We start from the raw sequence: 21,880 nt of genomic DNA, 5'->3' as shown, positions 1-21,880 counted from the left end.
CGCGAGCGTTGGGCGATCCGGCTTCGATGGTCTTGGCTCGTGCGCCGATGCTAGGATACAAGGCCTTCATTCTAGACATTAGCGCCTCTGTGCGCCTAGCCGCCAATGCCCATTCAGAACTCGCCGTATGCTGCTTTCGCCACACTGCTGGCCAACAGTGCCCAACCCGTCACACCCGCCGAGCTGCACGGCCTGTTGCTAGGACGCAGCTGCGCAGGTGCCGGATTCGATGCCGAGTCTTGGCTGGTCGACGCCACCGAGCTGCTCGGTGCCGCGCCGGAGGACTCGGTTCGTCAGGCGCTTATCGGATTGCAGGAGATGGTTAAAGGCGAACTCGCCGGCGACGACATCGCCATTGTGCTACTGCTGCCCTCAGACGATGCACCGCTGGCTGAGCGTGCGCTCGCGCTGGGCCAGTGGTGTCAGAGCTTTCTTACCGGCTTCGGTCTGGTCGCTGGCGATCGTGCGCTGAGCAGCGAGGCGATGGAGGTCCTGCAGGATCTGGCCGCGATTGCTCAGATACAGGATGCGCTGGACGAGTCCGAGGATGGCGAAAGCGATTACATGGAAGTCATGGAATATCTGCGTGTCGCGCCGTTGTTGTTGTTTACCGAATGCGCCAAGCCGGTGCCGCCGACACCCAAGCCCTCCTTGCATTGAGGACCAGTTTGCACATGAACCGCATCCCGAAGTCGGATTACGCCCGTCGGCGCAAGGCGCTAATGGCGGAGATGGAGCCCAACAGCATCGCGATTCTGCCAGCGGCGCCGATGTACATCCGCAACCGCGATGTCGAGCATATCTACCGTCAAGACAGCGATTTCCAGTACCTCTCCGGTTTTCCCGAACCTGAAGCGGTGATTGCGCTGATTCCCGGCCGCGAACACGGCGAGTACGTGCTGTTCTGTCGTGAACGTGATCCGGCCCGCGAATTGTGGGATGGGCTGCGGGCGGGGCAGGACGGCGCCATCAATGAATACGGTGCCGACGATGCCTTTCCCATCGGCGATATCGACGACATCTTGCCGGGGTTGATAGAAGGTCGCTCGCGTGTTTACTACGCCATCGGCAGCAACCAGGAATTCGATCACCGGCTGATGGAATGGATCAACACCATCCGCTCCAAGGCCCGCCAAGGCGCCCAGCCGCCGAACGAGTTCGTCGCCCTCGATCATTTGCTGCACGACCTGCGTTTGTACAAATCGGCGAACGAAGTGAAGGTCATGAAGCATGCGGCGGAAATCTCCGCGCGCGCCCATGTCCGCGCCATGCAAGCCAGCCGTGCCGGGCTGTACGAATACCATCTCGAAGCGGAGCTGGACTACGAGTTCCGCAAGGGTGGCGCGAAAATGCCGGCGTACGGCTCGATCATCGCAGCGGGGAAGAATGCCTGCATCCTGCACTATCGGGAGAATGATGCCGCGCTCAAAGATGGTGATCTGGTTCTGATCGACGCCGGCTGTGAAATTGATTGCTACGCCAGCGACATCACTCGAACGTTCCCGGTCAATGGCCGCTTTTCGCCAGAGCAAAAAGCTATTTACGAGCTGGTGCTGGCGGCCAATGAAGAAGCCTTCAAGCACATCGCACCGGGCAAACATTGGAACGAAGCGCACGAAGCGACGGTGCAGATCATCACGGCCGGTCTGGTCGAGCTGGGGCTGCTCCAAGGCGATGTCGCCGAGCTGATCGCTACGGAAGCCTACAAACCGTTCTATATGCATCGTGCCGGTCACTGGCTGGGCATGGATGTGCATGACGTCGGCGATTACAAGATCGGTGGTGAATGGCGGGTGCTCGAGCCCGGCATGGCGATGACCGTCGAGCCGGGTATCTATATCGCTTTCGACAACCAGGACGTGGCGAAGAAATGGCGCGGCATCGGTGTACGCATCGAGGATGACGTAGTGGTGACCCGCACCGGCTGCGAAATTCTCACTGGCGGTGTGCCCAAGAGCGTCGCCGAGATCGAGACATTGATGGCGGCAGCCGCCGAGGTCGCGTAGCCATGGGCACGCTGGCCATCGTTGGTGGCGGTCTGGTCGGTGCCAGTCTGGCGCTGGCGCTACAGAAGGGCGCCAAGGAGTACGGCTGGACGATTGAACTGATCGAGCCGTTCGAGCCGGGCAACGAGTATCAGCCAAGCTACGATGCGCGCTCCACGGCACTGTCTTACGGCACCCGCCTGATCTATCAACGGTTGGGCGTCTGGGGGCGGATTGCCGAGCGTGCCCAGCCGATCACTCATATTCATGTTTCCGATCGCGGTCGCGCTGGCGCCACTCGACTGGATGCCAGCACCGAGCAGGTGCCAGCGTTGGGCTATGTGGTGGAGAACGCATGGATTGGCCATTGCCTGTGGCAGGCGCTGGATGATGAGGTGGTGGTTCGCCATTGCCCCGCCGAAGTCGAACGCATGCAAGCGTCGGCAGGCGGCTATCAGCTGACGCTGACTGACGGAAAACAGCTCGACTGCGATTTGGCGGTGCTTGCCGATGGCGGGCGATCCGCGTTGCGCGAGCAGCTTGGCATCGAGATCAAGCGCACCCCCTATGATCAATCGGCGCTGATCGCCAACGTGACGCCGGGTAAACCCCACGGCGGCCAGGCCTTCGAGCGTTTTACCGACGAAGGGCCGATGGCGCTGCTGCCGCTACAGGACAATCGCTGCGCATTGGTCTGGACGCGTCCGGAGCAGGACGCCGCGCGCCTGGTCGCACTTCCCGAAGCGGAATTTCTTGATGAGCTGCAGCAGGCGTTCGGCTATCGTCTCGGTGGCTTCCAGCAGGTCGGGGCGCGGCATCTTTACCCACTGATGCTGATCGAGGCCGATGAGCAGGTTCGCTCCGGTCTGGTCGTGCTCGGCAATGCTGCGCACAGTTTGCATCCTATTGCTGGGCAGGGTTACAACCTGTCGCTGCGAGATACCGAGGCGCTTGCTTCGATGCTGTTGAGTAGTCCGCAGCGGCTGGGTGAGCTGGGCGTGCTGCAGGTTTACCACAGACGCCAGCGTTCGGATCAGCGGCTTACGGTCGGCTTTTCCGACCAGTTGACCCAGCTGTTTGGCGAGTCAGGGCGTCTGGCTATTGCCGGTCGTAATCTCGGCCTGGTTGCGCTGGACCTTTTGCCACCCGCCAAGAAATGGTTCGCACGTCAGGCGATGGGGTTGGGCGTACGCAAACTCTGATTTGCGGGGCCGCCGGATGTGCGGGACGCGCTGGTCGCGTGGGAACGAAGGCCCTCTATATAAGCCGCAGCCGCAGGCCCGGCACGCAGGAGAGAAGTGATGCAAGCGGATCTCATCATCGTTGGCGCCGGGATGGTCGGCAGCACGCTGGCGCTGGCGCTGCAGCATTCCGGGCTGACCGTCAAACTGATCGACGCGGGCCCGTTGGAAAGCCAGGCCTTTGCGGTCGCCGATCCGTTCGAGCCGCGCGTCAGCGCATTGTCTGCGGCCAGTCAGCGGATTCTCGAGCGCGTCGGCGCCTGGTCGGGCATCGTCGATCGGCGTGCCAGCCCTTATTCCGACATGCACGTGTGGGACGGTTCCGGTACTGGGCAGATCCACTTCTCTGCCGCGTCGGTGCATGCCGAGGTGCTCGGACACATCGTCGAAAACCGTGTGGTCCAAGATGCTCTGCTGGATGCGTTGAAAACTAACGACGCGATCGAGCTGATGCCTGGCGCGCGCCTCGAACAGTTGCATCAGAATGAAGCCGGTTGGACCCTGACGCTGGCTGACGGGCAGCAGCTCAGCACCGGTCTGCTGATTGCCGCTGATGGCGCCAATTCGGCGGTGCGCCGCCTGGCTGGCTGCGAGACCCGCGAATGGGACTATCTGCATCACGCCATAGTGACCAGCGTGCGTTGTGCCGAGCCGCATCAGCAAACGGCCTGGCAGCGCTTTACCGATGACGGCCCGCTGGCGTTTCTGCCGTTACGGCGCGAGGCCGATGATTACTGGTGTTCGATCGTCTGGTCGGTCACCGAAGACGAGGCACAACGCCTGATGGCACTGGACGATGATGCGTTTCGCCAGACGCTTGGGCGGGCCTTCGAATATCGTCTGGGCGAAGTGCTCGAAGCCGATCCGCGTTTATGCATCCCGTTGCGTCAACGCCATGCCAAGCGCTACGTACAGCCGGGCCTGGCCTTGATCGGCGATGCCGCGCACACCATTCACCCGCTGGCAGGGCAGGGTGTAAATCTCGGACTGTTGGACGCTGCGGTGCTCGCCGAAGTCCTGCTCGCAGCGTCCGCTCGCGGTGTCCAACTTGGCGATCCGCGTGTGCTTGGACGTTTCGAGCGTCGGCGGATGCCGCATAACCTGGCGATGATGGCCGCGATGGAGGGGTTCGAGCGCTTGTTTCAGGCCGATCCACTGCCGCTGCGCTGGTTGCGCAACGCCGGCCTGAAGGGTGTGCAGGCGCTACCTGAGGCGAAGGCGATGTTCGTGCGGCAGGCGTTGGGATTGAGCGGCGATCTACCGGATCTGGCACGGCTCTGACAACGGATCAGCGAACATTCATCGTGGTCAGCGATAATGCCGCGTTGAGAAACTAAATGACATTCACTACTATTTGGCCTCGTTCACGAATTTATAAGAGGCTGATCCATGCAGGCAAGCAAAGGTTTACTCGCTGCTCTGGCGCTCACTGCGCTGTCGAGCGCTGCACAAGCTGCCGATGAAGTGGTGGTCTATTCCTCTCGGATCGACGAGCTGATCAAGCCCGTTTTCGATGCCTACACGGCCAAGACGGGTGTGAACGTGAAGTTCATTACCGACAAGGAAGCGCCGCTAATGGCCCGTATCAAGGCCGAAGGCGAAAACACTCCTGCGGATCTGCTACTGACGGTGGATGGCGGCAACCTCTGGCAGGCCGAGGAAATGGGCATCCTGCAGCCGATGAAATCCCAAGTGGTGAAAGACAATATTCCCGCTCAGTACCGCTCCTCCACCGACGCCTGGACCGGCCTCTCGCTGCGTGCCCGAACCATCGTCTACTCCCCCGAGCGCGTCGAGGAAGGCGAGCTGAGCACTTACGAAGCACTGGCCGACAAGAACTGGGAAGGCCGCCTGTGCCTGCGTACCAGCAAGAAGGTCTACAACCAGTCGCTGACCGCCACTTTGATCGAAACCCACGGTGCCGAGAAAACCGAAGAGATCATCGAGGGTTGGGTGAACAACCTGGCTACCGACGTCTTTGCCGACGACAACGCCGTGATTCAGGCAGTCGATGCGGGGCAGTGCGATGTGGGCATCGTCAATAGCTATTATTATGGCCGTTTACATGCGCAGGATCCGGAGCTGAAAGCCAAGCTGTTCTGGCCGAATCAGGAAGGCCGTGGCGTTCATGTCAATCTCTCCGGTATCGGTCTGACCAAGCATGCGCCGCACCCCGAAGCCGCGCAGAAACTGGTCGAGTGGATGACCACTGCCGAGGCGCAGAGCATCTTCGCCGACTCCAATATGGAGTTTCCGGCAAATCCAGATGTGAAACCGTCTGCCGAAGTAGCCGCTTGGGGTGACTTCAAGGCTGACACCATTCCGGTAGAGGTTGCCGGCGAGCGGCAGGCCGAAGCGATCATGCTGATGGATCGGGCGGGCTGGCGTTAAGGCAGCTTGCAGCTACGGCTGTCGTTATACTCAACGCCCCCGGCATGCCGGGGGCGTTGTCTTTTTGCTTCCGAGGCTTGAGTGTCCCACCCCGTCGAGCGCCGCTGGTATCCCATCACTTTCGCAGTCGCCGCGTTGGTATTGCTGCCGCTAAGTGTCCTGTTGTTCAGCTGGAACGACATCGACACCAATATCTGGTCGCACCTGTGGGAAACCCAGATGCCGCGTTTGCTGGGCAATACGTTGACGCTGGTGCTGGGTGTCGGCGTCGGCGTGATCGTACTGGGCGTCAGCTTGGCCTGGCTGACCGCCCTGTGCGAATTCCCTGGGCGGCGCTGGTTGGATTGGGCGTTGATGCTGCCCTTCGCGATCCCGGCGTATGTGCTGGCGTTTGTCTTTATCGGTCTGCTGGATTTTGCCGGCCCGGTGCAGACGCTGGCGCGCGAGTGGTTCGGCAGCGGCATTCGCTTTCCTCGGGTCCGCTCCACGGGCGGCGTGATTGCCGTTCTGGTGCTGGTGTTTTACCCCTACGTCTATTTGCTTGCGCGCGCGGCATTCATTGCCCAAGGCAAGGGATTGATGGAGGCGGCGCGAGTCCTCGGCCAGTCGCCGTGGAAGGCGTTCTGGAGCGTGGCGCTGCCGATGGCGAGACCGGCCATTGGCGCCGGACTGGCGTTGGCGCTGATGGAAACGCTGGCTGATTTCGGCGCTGTCGCGGTATTCAATTTCGACACCTTTACCACCGCCATCTACAAGACCTGGTACGGCTTCTTCAGTCTCACCAGCGCGACTCAACTAGCCAGCCTGTTGCTGCTGGCGGTAATGCTGGTGCTTTACGGCGAGCGCCGTGCGCGTGGCGCCGCCAGGCCCGCGAATGATCGGGCGCGATCTGCTGCACTCTATCGACTGCGCGGGTTCAAGGCTTTCACTGCTGCCAGCTGGTGCGGCCTGGTATTTCTATGTGCCTTCGTCCTTCCGATGCTGCAGCTGCTGGTCTGGCTCTGGCAACGCGGGCGCTTCGATCTCGACGAGCGCTATGCCGGACTTATCCTGCATACGCTCTACCTGGGCGGGATCGCTGCGCTGATTACGGTCGCGGTCGCACTGCTGTTGGCCTTTGCCCGGCGGCAGGCGCCAGTGCGCTCGGTGCGGGCAGCTGTGGGACTGGCGAATCTTGGTTATGCCTTGCCGGGGTCGGTGCTGGCGGTGTCAATCATGCTTGCGTTCAGCTATCTCGATCGCGAGCTGGTCATCCCGTTCTCCGCCTGGATCGGTGGTGCCGGCAAGCCAATCCTGCTGGGTAGTCTCGGTGCGTTGCTGCTGGCCTATCTGATTCGCTTCATGGCGGTGGCATTCGGGCCGCTGGAAAGTGCTCTGGCACGCATTCGCCCGTCGCTGCCGCAGGCGTCGCGCAGCTTGGGCGTCGGCGGGTCAGCGCTGTTCTTTCGGGTCTATCTGCCGCTGTTGTTGCCTGGCACGCTGAGTGCCGCCTTGCTGGTGTTCGTCGACGTGCTGAAGGAAATGCCGGCAACGCTGCTGATGCGGCCGTTCGGCTGGGACACGTTGTCGGTGCGAATCTTCGAAATGACCAGCGAGGGCGAATGGGCGCGTGCCGCGCTGCCAGCACTGACGCTGGTGCTGGTCGGCTTGCTGCCGGTGATCCTGCTGATTCGTCGTTCGGCCCGGCGGATCGGGTGACCGCGCTCACTCCATCGCCTCACCGTGACCTGTCACAACCTTGGGGCTACAATGCGCGCCATTCAAAAATCGTCGGGGCCACGTACCCGACTCTAATAAGCTTTACCCACGCCGCTTCGGCGACCTGCCCGGAAGGAGAAACCCATGGGTCAGCGTACTCCCCTCTATGATCAGCACCTCGCACTCGGCGCCAAGATGGTCGATTTTGGCGGCTGGGACATGCCGCTGCATTACGGTTCCCAGGTAGAAGAACATCATCAGGTGCGACGTGATTGTGGAGTTTTCGACGTTTCCCACATGACGGTTGTCGACATCGCTGGTACCGATGCAAAGGCCTATCTCCAACACCTGTTGGCCAATGATGTGAGTCGCCTTGGAGAGGTGAGTAAGGCGCTGTACACCGCCATGCTCAACGAGCGCGGCGGGGTGATCGATGATCTCATCGTCTACCTGACCGACTGGGGTTATCGTCTGGTCGTCAACGCCAGCACCCGTGACAAGGATCTGGCCTGGATGCAGGCGCAGGCCGAAGGATTTTCCGTCGAGATCAAGGAGCGGTCTGAGCTGGCAATGCTCGCGATCCAAGGGCCGCAAGCACGGGCCAGAACTGCGGAGCTGGTTACTCAGCCCAGAGCTGCGCTGATTCAAGAACTCAAGCCGTTTCAAGGTCGTGCCGCCGGTGACTGGTTCATTGGCCGCACCGGCTATACCGGCGAGGATGGGCTGGAGATCATCCTCCCGGCCGATCAGGCACAGGACTTTCTCAGCGAACTGGTCGGTGCGGGCATTTCCCCGATCGGACTGGGCGCGCGCGATACCCTGCGCCTGGAAGCCGGGCTGAATCTGTATGGCCAGGACATGACCGAAGAGGTTTCGCCGTTGCAGGCGAACATGGGCTGGACCGTAGCGTGGGAGCCGGCTGACCGTGGCTTTATCGGCCGCGCCGCGCTGGAAACGCAGAAGGCCAACGGCGATCTGCCGAAACTGGTCGGCCTGGTGCTCGAGGAGCGCGGTGTACTGCGCGCCCATCAGGTGGTGCGTGTTAACGGCGCTGGCGAAGGTGAGATCACCAGTGGCAGTTTTTCGCCTACCCTTGGCAAGTCCATCGCGCTCGCGCGTGTTCCTGCTGGAACGGGCGATCGTGCGGAAGTGGAGATCCGCGGTAAATGGTATCCGGTGCGTGTGGTGCAGCCGACTTTCGTGCGCCACGGCAAAGTACTGGTGTAAATTCGGCCATCTGCTTCCTGCGGCGGGTGCTGAATCTGCTTCGTGCCCGCAAACCGAACAGTTTTTTGAGGACTTAAAATGAGCAACATTCCCAGCGATCTGCGTTACGCCGCCAGCCACGAGTGGGCCCGCCTCGAAGCAGACGGCAGTGTCAGCATCGGCATTTCCGATCACGCCCAAGAAGCGCTGGGCGACGTGGTGTATGTGGAACTGCCGGAGATCGGCCAGCAGCTTACCGCCGGTCAGCAGGCGGGCGTAGTGGAGTCGGTGAAAGCCGCTTCGGATATTTACGCACCGATTTCCGGCGAAGTGGTCGCCGTCAATGAGCAGCTCTCCGACTCGCCCGAAATGGTCAACGGCGAACCCTATGGCAGCTGGTTCTTCCGCCTCCAGCCGAGCGACGTTTCGGAATTGAACAAGCTGCTCGACGCGGATGGCTATAAGGCCTCCTGCGACGCCGAAGCCTAAGCGTTCCCTATTAAAGAGCCCCGCTATACAGACCGTGTGAAAACGTAGCACAACAGTTTTCACACGGCCTGTAAGCCGGGGCTTTCCTTTTTCGAGAGTAGCAGTCATGTCCCTAGTGCCGCGCCTTTCCCAGCTCCAGCAACCCGACGCGTTTCTGCGTCGTCATCTCGGTCCCGATGCGGCTGAACAGCAGGCCATGCTCGACGCGCTAGGCCTGTCCAGCCGCGAGCAGTTGGTCGAACAGACCGTGCCGCCGGCGATCCGCCTGCAGAGTGAGCTGGCACTGCCGGCGGCGCTGGATGAGCAGGGCGCACTGGCTCGCCTGCGCGGCTACGCCGAGCAAAACCAGCTCTGGACCAGCCTGATCGGCATGGGCTATCACGGCACCATCACCCCGCCAGTAATCCTGCGCAACGTGCTGGAAAATCCGGGCTGGTATACCGCCTACACGCCTTATCAGCCGGAAATTGCTCAAGGGCGTCTCGAGGCGCTGCTGAACTTTCAGCAACTGACCATCGACCTTACCGGCCTCGATCTGGCCAACGCCTCGCTGCTTGATGAGGCGACTGCTGCAGCTGAGGCCATGACGCTGGCGCGCCGTATGGCGAAGAACAAGAGCAACCGCTTTTTCGTCGACGAAAACTGTCATCCACAGACGCTTTCGGTGATGCAGACCCGTGCCGAAGCCTTTGGCTTCGAGTTGGTGGTTGGTGCGATCGAAGATATCGATGGGCAGGACGTCTTCGGTGCGCTGCTGCAATACCCCGATACCCACGGGGAGATTCGCGATCTGCGTCCGGCCATCGAGCAACTGCACGCCAAGCAGGCGCTGGCCTGCGTTGCTGCCGATCTGCTCAGCCTGCTGTTGCTTACCCCGCCGGGCGAGCTGGGTGCCGACGTGGTACTGGGTTCGACCCAGCGCTTCGGTGTACCGATGGGGTACGGCGGCCCGCATGCGGCCTATTTCGCCACGCGTGACGAATTCAAGCGCGCCATGCCGGGTCGCATCATCGGCGTATCCAAGGATGCCCGCGGCAACACCGCGCTTCGTATGGCATTGCAGACCCGCGAGCAGCACATCCGCCGCGAGAAGGCCAACTCCAACATCTGCACCGCGCAGGTGCTGCTGGCCAATATAGCCAGCTGTTATGCCGTATATCACGGTCCCGAAGGGCTCAAGCGTATCGCCCAGCGTACCCATCGACTGACCTCGATTCTGGCCAGCGCTCTAGAGCAGAACGGCGTTCAGCGACTCAACACGCATTTCTTCGACACCCTGACTCTCGAAGTGGGCGGCGCGCAGAGGGCGATTCTAGAAAGTGCTCGGGCGGCGCGAATCAACCTGCGCATCCTCGGTCGCGGCAAGCTCGGTGTCAGTCTCGACGAGACTTGCAGTGAGACAACGGTCGAGCAACTGCTTGCCGTTTTCCTCGGCGCCGATCACAAGCTGGACGTGGCCAAGCTGGATGCCGGCGAAATCGCCAGCGGTATCCCGGCCGGGTTGCAGCGCAGCAGCGAGTACCTGACTCATCCGGTGTTCAATACTCATCACAGCGAAACCGAGATGCTGCGTTATCTCAAGCAACTGGAGAACAAGGATCTGGCGTTGAACCAGGCAATGATTCCGCTCGGTTCCTGCACCATGAAGCTCAACGCCACTAGCGAGATGATTCCCATCACATGGCCGGAATTCGCCAATTTGCACCCGTTCGCCCCTCGCGAGCAGGCCCAGGGCTACAAGCTGATGATCGAGGAGCTGGAAGCCTGGCTTTGTACCATCACCGGCTTCGATGCGATTTCGATGCAGCCGAACTCCGGCGCCCAGGGCGAATATGCCGGCTTGGTAGCAATCCGCAAGTATCACGAGAGTCGCGGTGAAGGTCAGCGCGACATTTGCCTGATCCCGTCGTCTGCCCACGGCACCAACCCGGCATCGGCGCAGATGGTCAGCATGCGCGTGGTTATCGTCGAGTGCGACAAGGCTGGCAACGTCGATCTGGAAGATCTCAAGCGCAAGGCCGCAGAAGCCGGGGACAAGTTGTCCTGCCTGATGATCACTTATCCGTCGACCCATGGCGTCTACGAGGAAGGTGTTCGCGAGATCTGCGAAGCGATCCATGCCCAAGGTGGCCAGGTCTACATGGATGGGGCCAACCTCAACGCTCAGGTTGGCCTGGCGCGACCGGCGGATATCGGTGCCGACGTCTCGCACATGAATCTGCACAAGACCTTCTGCATCCCCCATGGCGGCGGTGGTCCAGGCATGGGCCCGATCGGCATCAAGGCGCACCTGGCACCCTTCGTTTCTAATCACCCGGTAATCGAGCTGCAAGGACCGAATCCGCAGAACGGTGCGGTCAGCGCGGCGCCTTGGGGCAGCGCGAGCATCCTGCCGATCAGCTGGATGTATATCGCCATGATGGGGCCGCAGCTACGCGACGCCACCGAGGTCGCGATCCTCAGCGCCAACTACTTGGCCATGCGCCTGGGCGATGCATTCCCGGTGCTTTACAGCGGCCGCAACGGTCGCGTGGCGCATGAATGCATCATCGATCTGCGACCTTTAAAGGCGCAGACCGGCATCACCGAAGAGGACGTGGCCAAGCGCTTGATCGACTATGGTTTCCACGCGCCGACCATGTCGTTCCCGGTACCCGGCACGCTGATGATCGAGCCCACCGAGAGCGAGTCGAAAGCTGAGCTGGACCGCTTCGTCGAGGCGATGTTGAGCATCCGCGCGGAGATCTCCAAGGTGCAGGACGGAGGCTGGCCCGCCGAGGATAATCCGCTGGTGCGCGCGCCGCATACCTTGGCCGATGTCACCAACCTGTGGGATCGCCCGTATAGCATCGCCGAGGCGGTGACTCCGAGCGCTCACACCCAGGCACACAAGTACTGGCCGGCGGTAAACCGGGCCGACAACGTCTTCGGTGATCGCAACCTGTTTTGCGCTTGCGTCCCGGTCGAGGATTATCGGAGTTAAAGCGGGAAGACGATAAAAGCGCTGGAGAGGTTAAAAGCGAATGCAGCTTCAGCTTCCTGTGCTGATCGAGTGTAGGGTGGGCCGGGCGGCGTTTCGCTTCAGCCCACCAATGACGAGGTCGGTGCTTTGCTTTTGCTGCGGTGGGCTGAAGCCCACCCTACGGTGCTGCAAAAGTAGGGTGCGGTGCGGCGGGTGAGCTATTCCGCTTCGAGCATGCCCAGCAGCTCGGCCAATTTGAGCTGCGCTTCTTCCACGCCCTGCCGCTTCGGCGCCGAGAATAGCTGTACGCTGACGCCGTCTCCCCAGCCCTTGCGAATATCTCGCTGAATCGCCAGCAAGGCGTTTTTCGCCGCGCCAAAAGCGAGCTTGTCGGACTTGGTTAGGAGAATGTGCAACGGCATCTCGCTGGCGCTGGACCAGTCGAGCATCATCCTGTCGAACTCGGTCAGCGGGTGGCGGATATCCATCATCAAAAACACGCCGGCAAGGCTTTCACGGCTGCTCAGGTAGGCTTCCAAGTGGCGTTGCCAATGCTGTTTCAGCGGGATCGGCACCTTGGCATAGCCGTAGCCAGGAAGATCGACCAGGCGGTGATGATCGTCGAGGCGGAAAAAGTTGAGCAGTTGGGTGCGCCCCGGCGTTTTGGATGTGCGGGCGAGGCTGGCGTGGGTCAGGGTATTCAGCGCGCTGGATTTGCCCGCATTGGAGCGCCCGGCAAAGGCGACTTCCAGGCCCTCGTCTGCCGGACATTGGTCGACCTTGGCGGCGCTGGTCATGAAAGTGGCTTGCTGGCAGAGGCCGAGAATCGGGTTTTTGGGGAGCATGGACGTTCCGGTGAGTGCGCGGGGGTGCGGCAATGGTTCATTTCCGTTTCAAGATCACAAGTATATAATGCCGCAGATTTTGTGTGCGCTTTGGTCTGAAACGAGCCCCGCGCAGTAGTCTCGTCGGCCTCCGATCGGAGCGCCGATAAGCGGGTTGCACGCCTTTTCGATATCGGTGCCACATGCCACCATAACGAGCATTGTCGCGGCCCGAGCGGTCGGCTTGCCGAATAAGATTCTTCTTTAAACCCTTAGCCGTAGTTGGATGAGCTGATGAACAAAGTACTCGTGAGTCTGCTGTTGACCCTTGGCATCACCGGTATGGCCCACGCCGCTGGAAATGCCGAAGCCGGTCAGGAGAAGGTTGCAGTCTGTGGCGCATGCCACGGTGCCGATGGCAACAGTGCCGCACCGAACTTCCCCAAACTGGCAGGTCAGGGCGAGCGCTATCTGTTCAAGCAGCTGCAAGACATCAAGGCGGGTAGCAGCCCTAACGCGGAACCTGGCGTCGGCCGAAAGGTGCTTGAAATGACCGGCATCCTCGATCCCTTCAGCGATCAGGACCTTGCCGATATCGCCGCCTACTTCGCCAGCCAGAAGATGACTGTCGGCATGGCCGATCCGGCTTTGGTCGCTCAGGGCGAAAAACTGTTCCGCGGTGGCAAGCTCGACCTGGGCATGCCGGCATGCATTGGTTGCCATGCACCGAATGGCGTCGGCAATGACCTGGCGGGCTTCCCGCAGCTAGGCGGACAGCACGCAGCCTACACGGCCAAGCAACTGACCAATTTTCGCGAAGGCAATCGCACCAACGATGGCGATGCGATGATTATGCGTACCATCGCGTCCAAGTTGAGTAACAAGGACATCGAAGCTTTGTCGAGCTACATTCAGGGTCTGCACTGACAGCAACGGCTCTCAGAAAAAAGGCGTTCAGGTCATAACCTGGACGCCTTTTTCGTTTTTGGCACCGCTAGAATGATTGTCAAGATATTGAAAAGCGGCGAAAAGCGCTGGCGAGCATGAGTGTTTTACTGCAGCCTGTGGCGCTATCGGTCAGCCGCTCAAAGCCAAGGGAGTCACCATGCGTAAACTCGTTCTCAGTGCCGTTCTCGTTACCGCCAGCCTGTTCGGTTTGTCGGCTCATGCAGCGGAATTCCAGGCGGGCAAAGAGTACGTCGAGCTGAATAATCCCGTACCGGTAGCTGAGCCGGGCAAGATTGAGGTGGTCGAACTGTTCTGGTATGGCTGCCCGCATTGCTACCAGTTCGAGCCGATCATTAACCCCTGGATCGAGCAACTGCCTGACGACGTTAACTTCAAACGTATTCCCGCCATGTTCGGGGGTGTCTGGAATGTCCACGGCCAGATGTTCCTCGCGCTGGAAGCGATGAACGTCGAGCAGCAAGTTCATGACGCGGTGTTCAATGCCTATCACCGCGACGGCAACAAGCTGGACACGCCGGAGAAGATGGCTGAGTTCCTTGCGGGGCAGGGCGTCGACCAGGACGCGTTTCTAAAGGCCTATGAATCGTTCGGTGTGAAGAGCCGTGCCGAGCAGGCCAAGAAGCTGGCGATGGCTTACCAGATCACCGGCGTGCCGGTGATGATCGTCAACGGCAAGTACCGTTTCGACATCGGTTCAGCGGGTGGCCCAGAGCGGGCGCTGGAAGTCGCAGACTTCCTCATCGAAAAAGAACGCGCAGCTCAGTAAGCGCCAATGCTACGCCGCTGGAGTTCACCACGCCTGGCCGGACCCGGCCAGGCCCGTGTCAATCCGCTTTGTCTGGATGCCAGCGGACTTCCCTGCGATGGCCGGTTGCGGCTGCTCAGTTTCAACATCCAGGTGGGTATCAGCACCGAGCGCTACCATCACTATCTCACTCGCAGCTGGCAGCATCTGTTGCCGCATCCGGGGCGAGCCGGGAACCTGCAGCGCATTGGTGAAATGCTCGGTAATTACGACCTGGTGGCCCTGCAGGAGGCCGACGGCGGGAGTATGCGTTCTGGCTATATCAATCAGGTGGAACATCTCGCCCAACTTGGGTCGTTCCCGTACTGGTACCAGCAATTGAATCGCAATCTTGGCCGCTTCGCCCAACACAGCAACGGCGTACTCAGCCGTCTCGAGCCGCAGGGGCTGGAAGACCATCCGCTGCCCGGCCCATCCGGTCGCGGCGCCATCCTGTTGCGGTTCGGCGAAGGCGAGGATGCGCTGGTGGTGGTGGTCATGCATCTTGCGCTCGGCGGAGGCGCAAGAACGCGCCAGCTAGCTTATATTCGCGAGCTGATAGGCGGTTATCGCCATCAGATCCTGATGGGCGACATGAATACCCATGCCAGCGATTTGCTGGAGCACTCGCCGCTGCGTGATCTCAGTCTTCAGGCCCCACAGATCGAGGCGACCTTCCCGAGCTGGCGTCCGCAGCGTTGCCTGGATCACATACTGCTGAGTCCCAGCCTGACGCTCGAACGCGTCGATGTGTTGGCACAGGCCACCTCGGATCACCTACCGGTGGCCGTAGAGATTCGCTTGCCCGACTCGCTGCATGGCGGCGCACTGCCAGTACCGGTGGGCGCGCCAACATGAGCGATGAAGCGCAGCGCTGGAAGGAAAAGTACCTGAGTTCGCTGGAACAGCAGGAACTGCTCGAAGCGCGTTGGAGTACGCGTCTGGATTTGTTGCGCCGCAGCCTAGTGCGTAGCAGCTTCGCGGTGGACGGTGCCGATCCGGCCGTTGAGCAGTGCATGCGCGAGTTGCGCGAAGTCCTGCGCGATGACGATCTGGACGACCGTCTCGGGGCGCTGGTGCCGCGCCTTGAACGTGCGGTGCTAGATACCGAAAGAAGCAAAAAGGATCGCCTCGAACGCCTTACCCAGGCGCTGCACCGGCTGGCGGCGCAGTTGCTGGCGCTACCGCTGCCCAGTGAGGTCCGCAAGCCTCTGAAGTCTTTTGCCCGACAGCTCAACGAGCGCGCCGCGCAGCCGCGTGAACTGCCCGTTCTGCTTGGTGAGCTGGGCGAGCTTCAAGATCGAGCATTGACCCTGCAAATGGCTGGTGCTCCGAGCTCGGTGGGGTTGCTGGGTCGGTTGTTCGGCCAGCGTGAACGCAGCGCAGATAGCGTCCCCGACACCGTCGAGATGGCTTCGCAGACTGTGCCCGATACCGTTCCGACAGTTTTGTTAGAAATCATGGAAACAGCCGGTGCTGTGTCGCTCCGGCAACCTGAAGCGGTTACAGATGGCAGGTTGGATGGCGAGGCCGTTAGCGTACAGAGCGAAGAGGCAGACGCTGCGGTAGTTGCGGCTGGTGTCGACGAAGCGAATCGCTATTTGCTGCCCGCATCGCCGGAAGTGGCTTACAGCGCCATTGCCGAGCGAGTGGAGTCAACTCTGTTCCACTTGCTTGACGATCTACAACTGCCGGAACACCAGCAGCCGCAGGCGTTGTCGCTGCGCGAGCGCATACAACATGGTCTGAACTGGTATGAGCTGGTGCCCGTCCTGGATGATCTGGCGCAGCTACTGATTGCGGTAGCCAATCAGGGACAGAGTGAATTCGAAAGCTACCTGAAGCTACTCAACGAACGTCTGGCGACCATGCACGACAGCCTTTGCGTGGCTCATGAAGACCATACGCAAAGCCAGGAAACCGCGCAGGCGCTGGATGACGAGCTGCGCCAGCAGGTCGATGGGCTGCAGGTCAGTATGCTGGAAGCCGAGGATCTGCCGAGCTTGAAGCAGGCGGTCCAGGCGCGACTCGATGGTCTGCTGCAGACCGTCGGCGCTTATGAACGGCAGCGCGGTGAGCATGAGAAACAGCTGAGCGAGCGGCTGGGCACGCTGGTCGAGCGGGTTGCGAGCCTTGAACAGGCCGCCACCGAGATGCGCGAGCACCTCGAAGCGCAGCGACAAAAGGCATTACGGGACCCGCTCACCGAGCTCCCCAATCGTGCGGCCTGGGACGAACGGCTGGGCATGGAAGTGGCGCGCCAGCAACGCTACGGTGGACAGCTGCTTCTGGCGGTGCTCGATGTCGACCACTTCAAGCGAATCAACGACAGTTTCGGCCATCTTGCCGGTGACCGTGTGTTGAAAATCATCGCTAACGAGCTACGGAAAAGACTGCGCAAGACCGATTTCATTGCCCGTTTCGGTGGCGAGGAGTTCGCGCTGCTGCTCCCCGAGACGCCGCTCGATGCCGGGCAGCAGCTCATCGAAAGCCTGCGCTCGGGCATTGAAAATTGTCCATTTCACTTCAAGGGCTCGCGTATTCAGGTGACCCTTTCGGGTGGGCTCGCAGGCTTCGCCGAGAGCGATGACGCCGAGCGGGTGTTCGAGCGCGCCGACCGAGCGCTTTACCGGGCCAAGGGTGGCGGCCGCAACTGTATCGAAGCGGGCTGACCAATCGGTCTGGGACCCTCCAGGTCGCCTGGGTATAATTTCTTTCTTCTCCCAGCCCCGCAATGTCGGCGCTGTTCTGCTGGCCGCTACGTTCCGCGCGCAGTGACCGGTCCCAAGATGCCGCCAGTCTGCGTCATTTCGCTGTCGACCAGAGGTGCCGATGAAAGCTTTGATTTTGTTCACGATTGCCCTGTCGCTGGCGGGTTGCGCCAGCGGTCCGCGGATCGATACCAGCCATACATCGTTGGGTCAGGACAGCCGGGCGCAGTTCATCGTTCTGCATTACACCTCCAGCGACCTGCAGCGCTCGCTGGAAATCCTCAAGGGCGACGGCGTCAGCAGCCATTACCTGATCGGTGAATCGCCAGCGACCATCTACCGTCTGGTGGATGAGGATCGCCGCGCCTGGCATGCCGGCGAGAGCCAATGGAACGGCCGTACCTGGCTCAACTCCAGCTCCATCGGCATCGAGCTGGTCAACCGCGGCTATATCGAAGACGAGCGGGGGCGGCTCTGGTATCCCTATTCCGAGGAGCAGATCGATGCGCTGATCGTGCTGCTCAAGGACATCATGCAGCGTCACGGGTTGAAACCCGGCGCCATCGTTGGCCACAGCGATATTGCTCCGCAGCGCAAGGTCGATCCCGGCCCATTGTTTCCCTGGAAGCGTTTGGCTGACGCAGGCCTGATGTCCTGGCCGGATGCCGGCGCGGTCGCCCATCAGCGCAGGCTGTTCGCGCGGGAGCTGCCAGACGTCGCTTGGTTCCAGGCGCAACTCGTCAGGCAGGGCTATAAGGTGCCGGAGCACGGCCACCTTGATCTGGAAACCCGCAATGTCATCGCGGCATTCCAGATGAAATACCGCCCGACACGCTTCGATGGCGAACCCGATGCCGAAACCGCAGCGCTCCTCGCCGTGCTGGGAGCGGAGCGTTAACGCGAGCTGTCAGGCGCGAGGGCTACAGCCGATCAACCGTGAGTCGGCCAACGCAGCGGTACGGTGGATGGTCGCCGCGCGGTATTCCGGGTCCGCTAGCATCGCCAGGAAAGCTTCCGGCGAGGGATAGCGCACCAACAACATTTCGTCCCAGCGTTCTTGCTCCGGTGCGATCAATGCAACCTGAGCTTCGGCCATCAGTTGAACGTCGCCCCCGGCGGCCCGCACTTTGTATAGCGCGGTGCGGCTGTAACGAGCGTAGGCCGCCTTGCCGCTGCATGGGGTTTGTCCGCTACCGGCAGGGTAGGCTGCCTCGCTGTTGAAACGCAGCAGGTTGAGCATGAGGATCGGCTCGCCGGCTGGCATCTGCGCGGCGAACCGCTCCAATTGCTGCGGGCTGGGGTTGAGACTGGGCATGGACGGCTCCTTGTTGTTCTTCAAGGCCCTGCCTGGCTCAAATCGGCAGGGCGATGTAGAAGATGGTGCCGTGGCCGATTCGCGAATGCACGCCGATACGACCACCATGCAGCTGGGCGATCTCCTTGCATAAGGCCAAGCCCAGTCCGGCACCACCGCGGCGGCGGCCGATCTGCACGAACGGCTCGAAAATTCGCGCCTGCTGGCTGTAAGGAATGCCCTCGCCGTTGTCCTCGACGCTGAGAATCACCCGTTCGCCGTGATGCCTGGCCAGCAGGCGGATCTCGCCGCCGTCCGGCGTATGTCGCAGTGCGTTGCTGAGGAGGTTGTCGAGCACCCTTTCCATCTGCTGCCGATCCAGCAGCAGGCTGGGCAGTGGCGATTGCAGTTCCAGCTTGATCTCAATGTCGTTCTGCGCGGCAACAGCTTGAAATCGATGGCCGGCTTGCCCAAGCAGCTCGGCCGGGTCGCAGGGCACCAGTTCCAGCTTCTGCTGACCGCTCTGATAACGCGAAAAATTCAGCAGGTCATTGATCAGCGTGACCAGGCGCTGCATTTCCTCATGCACGGTGCTGAGCAGGTCAGCCTCACGGCTGTTGTCGGGGTAATGGGTGCGCTCGCGCAACAGGCTGAACGCCATCTGCATGCCGGTCACCGGCGTACGTAGTTCATGCGATGCGCGCAAGACGAATTCGTTGCGCACGCGCTCGAAGGTGCGCTGGTCGGTGACATCGTGAAGCACCATCACGGCACCGCTGATGCGCCCGTCATGGTGGTTAACCGGGCTCATGCGCCACGATAATAAACGCCGCTCACCGTCCGCCTCGATGACCAAATCCTCCGGCGGCCCGGACAGTGGCCTGTCGTCGAGAACTTGCTGGGCCGCCTCGTCCAGTTCGGGATAGCCGAGCGCTTGGCTGAGCGTCGAGCCGAGATGTTCGCTTTCCCACGCCAGCTGCCGCTGTGCCACGGGGTTGGCGTGCTCCAGCCGACCCTGGCGGTCGATGATCAGCAGACCGTCGTCGATACTGTCGAGCAGGGCTTGCAGGCGCTGCTGGCCATTGACCAGCGCCTCGACATTGGTCTGCTTGAACTGATGCAGCGCCTGCGACATCAGACCGAAGCGGCGGATCAGCGAGGACAGCTCGGCGATGGGCGAGGCGGGTAGGCTGATATTGAAATCACCGCGGCCGATCTGGTCGGCGACGCTGGACAGTTGCTCGATAGGATCACCGAAGCGGCGGGCAAAACTGTGTGCCGTGACGAAGCCGATCAACAGCACTGCGATGCCGGTCAGGCCGAGCAGCCCGGCAAGCAGCTGGGCCCGCTCACGGCTGCGAATCTCGGTGTCGCGGATCTGGTCGTAAGCGCTCTGTTGCATATCGACCATCAACTCGCGCACGCGGTTGAAGGACTGGCTCAAGGCGTTGTCTTCGAGCAGTGTCCAGTTCAAGCTGGATGGGGCTTCCAGCTCGTTGATAAAGCTGGCGTAAGCGTCGCCGATCGCCTGGTACGCCTGCCGGTCATGCTCTTCGGACGCCTCGGACAATCCTTGCGATAGCGCAGTCTGGAACGCGCCACGGGATTCGCTGAACGCCGCGCTGTCGCGATCCTCGCGCATCAGCAGAAGCAGATGATTACCCAGTGCCTGGCGTAGTTGCTGGTTAACCTCGATGACGCCGAAGTTGTCGCGGATCAGCTTCTCCTGACTCTGAGCCATCTGCACCACGCTGACCAGCGCCAGTACTAGCCCCAGCAGCGCTACAGTCATCAACGCGGAAAAGCCCAGAAATAGACGGGTTCTCAGCTTCATCTGGAGCTTCATAGGCTGTATTGCTTGCGCTTTCGGTACAGCGTCGAGGCGTCGATGCCCAGAATCCGGGCGGCTTGTTCGAGGGTGTCGCTGGTGCTCAGCACGCCGGCTATATGCGCTTTCTCTAGAGCCTCCAGGCTAAGCGGCTCGCCGATGCGCGGGGCATTACTGACCGCTTGGTCGGCCAAACCAAGATGACTGACTTCGATCATTTCCTGCGGGCAGATGATGCTCGCTCGCTCGACCACGTTGCGTAGCTCGCGCACGTTGCCGGGCCAGCGATAGGCTTTCAAGGCACCGATGGCGCCGTCGCTGAAGCCACGTGCCGGGCGGCCGTAACTCTTGACGAAGAAGGCTAGGAAACGCTCGGCCAGGGTCACCAGATCTTCCGGGCGCTCGCGCATTGGTGGCAGGTTGAGGGTGATGACGTTCAGGCGGTAGAGCAGATCTTCCCGGAAGCGGCCTTCGCGCACCATTTCTTCGAGATTTAGATTGGTCGCCGCGAGGATGCGTACGTCGGCGCGCCGTGTGACCGGATCACCGACTCGCTCGTACTCCTTGTCCTGGATGAAACGGAGCAGTTTGGGTTGCAACGCCAAGGGAAAATCGCCGATCTCGTCGAGAAACAGCGTGCCGCCATCGGCCTGATTGACCCGGCCCAAGGTGCTTTCGGTGGCGCCGGTGAAGGCGCCGCGGTTGTGCCCGAACAACTCGCTTTCCATCAGGTCCGCGGAGAGCGACGGGCAATTGATAGTGATGAACGCCTTCTTCGCCCGCCGGCTCCAATTGTGAATTGCCCGTGCTAGCTCGCCCTTGCCGGTACCGGATTCGCCGAGGATGAGGATGTTGGCATCGGTGTCGGCAACCTGCCGGGCGGTTTCCAGCACGCTCATCATCGCTGGGCTGTACGAACCCAACGCGTCGTTGCGTTTCTGCACCTCGCCTTCCAGAGCTTCCAGGCGCGCCGCCATCTGGCGGACTTCCAGTTGCTTGGCGGCCGACAAACGCAGCTGTTCGGGGCTGCAAGGCTTGACCAAATAGTCCGCCGCCCCCGCCTGCATCGCATCTACTGCAGTGTCCACGGCCGAATGTGCGGTAACGATCACCACGCGCATCCAGGGCGCAAGCACGCGCATCTGCTGTAGGACATCGAGGCCGTTGTCTTCGCCGAGGCGCAGATCCAGAAAGCACAGGTCGAACACTTGGCGTTGCAGGATGGCTTCAGCTTGCGAGGCGCTGGCAGCCGTTACCACCGTATAGCCGCGATCCTCGAGGCAGTAGCGGAAGGTACGCAATATCGCGGCCTCGTCATCTACCAGAAGAATGCGGCCACCGGCGTCGGTCGTTTGTTCCATGAATGCTCCAATCAGACAAAGACGGTCTTTGTCTGCAAATCGGGTAGAAATCGCGGTGCTGTGTTCCTAAAGATGCCGAGCGCGCGTTGGCGCCTGCTTTAGTCTACGAAAAGTCTTGCAAGTTGCACGGTATTTGC

Annotated in this window: 18 protein-coding genes; 14 read left to right on the top strand and 4 right to left on the bottom strand. The window is 61.2% G+C overall.

What is annotated here, in order from left to right; genetic code table 11:
• Positions 1-105 precede the first annotated feature (105 nt).
• From NAV33_RS06415 to gcvP, 9 genes are all read left to right on the top strand, one after another.
• Positions 106-660, top strand: coding sequence for a YecA family protein (locus NAV33_RS06415; protein WP_255978058.1), 555 nt, complete (start codon positions 106-108; stop codon positions 658-660).
• Positions 661-674: 14 nt separating this feature from the next.
• Complete coding sequence (gene pepP, locus NAV33_RS06410; RefSeq protein WP_255978056.1) at positions 675-2,006, top strand: Xaa-Pro aminopeptidase; 1,332 nt, start codon at positions 675-677, stop codon at positions 2,004-2,006.
• A 2-nt stretch (positions 2,007-2,008) separates the two neighbouring features.
• Entirely contained in the window at positions 2,009-3,187 is a 1,179-nt protein-coding gene (gene ubiH, locus NAV33_RS06405; RefSeq protein WP_255978054.1) for a 2-octaprenyl-6-methoxyphenyl hydroxylase, read from the top strand.
• 99 nt (positions 3,188-3,286) lie between these two features.
• The gene (locus tag NAV33_RS06400; RefSeq protein ID WP_255978052.1) at positions 3,287-4,507 is read left to right on the top strand and encodes a 2-octaprenyl-3-methyl-6-methoxy-1,4-benzoquinol hydroxylase; all 1,221 of its coding nucleotides are present in this window, start codon (positions 3,287-3,289) and stop codon (positions 4,505-4,507) included.
• Positions 4,508-4,615: 108 nt separating this feature from the next.
• Positions 4,616-5,617: an extracellular solute-binding protein gene (locus NAV33_RS06395; protein WP_255978050.1), complete on the top strand. Its 1,002-nt coding sequence runs from the start codon at positions 4,616-4,618 to the stop codon at positions 5,615-5,617.
• Between the two features lie 81 nt (positions 5,618-5,698).
• Positions 5,699-7,315: an ABC transporter permease gene (locus NAV33_RS06390; protein ID WP_255978048.1), complete on the top strand. Its 1,617-nt coding sequence runs from the start codon at positions 5,699-5,701 to the stop codon at positions 7,313-7,315.
• A 144-nt stretch (positions 7,316-7,459) separates the two neighbouring features.
• Positions 7,460-8,542, top strand: coding sequence for a glycine cleavage system aminomethyltransferase GcvT (gene gcvT, locus NAV33_RS06385; protein WP_255978046.1), 1,083 nt, complete (start codon positions 7,460-7,462; stop codon positions 8,540-8,542).
• A gap of 78 nt (positions 8,543-8,620) precedes the next feature.
• Positions 8,621-9,010: a glycine cleavage system protein GcvH gene (gene gcvH, locus NAV33_RS06380; RefSeq protein ID WP_255978044.1), complete on the top strand. Its 390-nt coding sequence runs from the start codon at positions 8,621-8,623 to the stop codon at positions 9,008-9,010.
• A gap of 106 nt (positions 9,011-9,116) precedes the next feature.
• Positions 9,117-11,993 (top strand): aminomethyl-transferring glycine dehydrogenase, encoded by a 2,877-nt coding sequence (gene gcvP, locus NAV33_RS06375; RefSeq protein WP_255978042.1) that lies wholly within the window; start codon positions 9,117-9,119, stop codon positions 11,991-11,993.
• Between the two features lie 197 nt (positions 11,994-12,190).
• Here the strand turns inward: gcvP and yihA are convergent, their stop codons facing one another.
• Positions 12,191-12,817, bottom strand: a complete 627-nt coding sequence (gene yihA / locus NAV33_RS06370) for a ribosome biogenesis GTP-binding protein YihA/YsxC (RefSeq protein WP_255978040.1) — start codon at positions 12,815-12,817, stop codon at positions 12,191-12,193.
• Between the two features lie 273 nt (positions 12,818-13,090).
• Here yihA and NAV33_RS06365 point away from each other — a divergent pair, with 273 nt between their 5' ends.
• The 5 genes from NAV33_RS06365 to NAV33_RS06345 all read left to right on the top strand — a co-directional run bounded on the left by NAV33_RS06365 (position 13,091) and on the right by NAV33_RS06345 (position 18,158).
• The gene (locus NAV33_RS06365; RefSeq protein WP_255978039.1) at positions 13,091-13,723 is read left to right on the top strand and encodes a c-type cytochrome; all 633 of its coding nucleotides are present in this window, start codon (positions 13,091-13,093) and stop codon (positions 13,721-13,723) included.
• A gap of 178 nt (positions 13,724-13,901) precedes the next feature.
• Positions 13,902-14,531 (top strand): thiol:disulfide interchange protein DsbA/DsbL, encoded by a 630-nt coding sequence (locus tag NAV33_RS06360; RefSeq protein ID WP_255978037.1) that lies wholly within the window; start codon positions 13,902-13,904, stop codon positions 14,529-14,531.
• A gap of 6 nt (positions 14,532-14,537) precedes the next feature.
• Positions 14,538-15,407, top strand: a complete 870-nt coding sequence (locus NAV33_RS06355; protein WP_255978035.1) for an endonuclease/exonuclease/phosphatase family protein — start codon at positions 14,538-14,540, stop codon at positions 15,405-15,407.
• On the top strand, positions 15,404-17,221 hold the full coding sequence (locus tag NAV33_RS06350) for a GGDEF domain-containing protein (RefSeq protein ID WP_255978033.1): 1,818 nt from the start codon (positions 15,404-15,406) through the stop codon (positions 17,219-17,221). The genes NAV33_RS06355 and NAV33_RS06350 overlap by 4 nt, the downstream gene beginning before the upstream one ends.
• Positions 17,222-17,381: 160 nt before the next feature.
• Positions 17,382-18,158, top strand: coding sequence for an N-acetylmuramoyl-L-alanine amidase (locus NAV33_RS06345; protein ID WP_255978031.1), 777 nt, complete (start codon positions 17,382-17,384; stop codon positions 18,156-18,158).
• Positions 18,159-18,167: 9 nt separating this feature from the next.
• Here the strand turns inward: NAV33_RS06345 and NAV33_RS06340 are convergent, their stop codons facing one another.
• Genes NAV33_RS06340 through algB form a run of 3 tightly spaced genes read right to left on the bottom strand, consistent with a single transcriptional unit; the run spans position 18,168 to position 21,743 of the window.
• Complete coding sequence (locus NAV33_RS06340; RefSeq protein ID WP_255978028.1) at positions 18,168-18,575, bottom strand: DUF1330 domain-containing protein; 408 nt, start codon at positions 18,573-18,575, stop codon at positions 18,168-18,170.
• A gap of 37 nt (positions 18,576-18,612) precedes the next feature.
• Positions 18,613-20,400 (bottom strand): KinB sensor domain-containing domain, encoded by a 1,788-nt coding sequence (locus NAV33_RS06335; RefSeq protein ID WP_255978026.1) that lies wholly within the window; start codon positions 20,398-20,400, stop codon positions 18,613-18,615.
• A complete protein-coding gene (gene algB / locus NAV33_RS06330) occupies positions 20,397-21,743 on the bottom strand; it encodes a sigma-54-dependent response regulator transcription factor AlgB (RefSeq protein WP_255978024.1) in 1,347 nt (448 codons plus the stop codon). The genes NAV33_RS06335 and algB overlap by 4 nt, the downstream gene beginning before the upstream one ends.
• Positions 21,744-21,880 lie beyond the last annotated feature (137 nt).

The sequence above is a fragment of the Stutzerimonas stutzeri genome (assembly GCF_024448715.1).
In the GTDB taxonomy this organism is placed as follows: domain Bacteria; phylum Pseudomonadota; class Gammaproteobacteria; order Pseudomonadales; family Pseudomonadaceae; genus Stutzerimonas; species Stutzerimonas stutzeri_AR.
The sequence above is the reverse complement of the archived record's forward strand: the minus strand, read 5'-3'. Positions and strand labels throughout refer to the sequence as shown.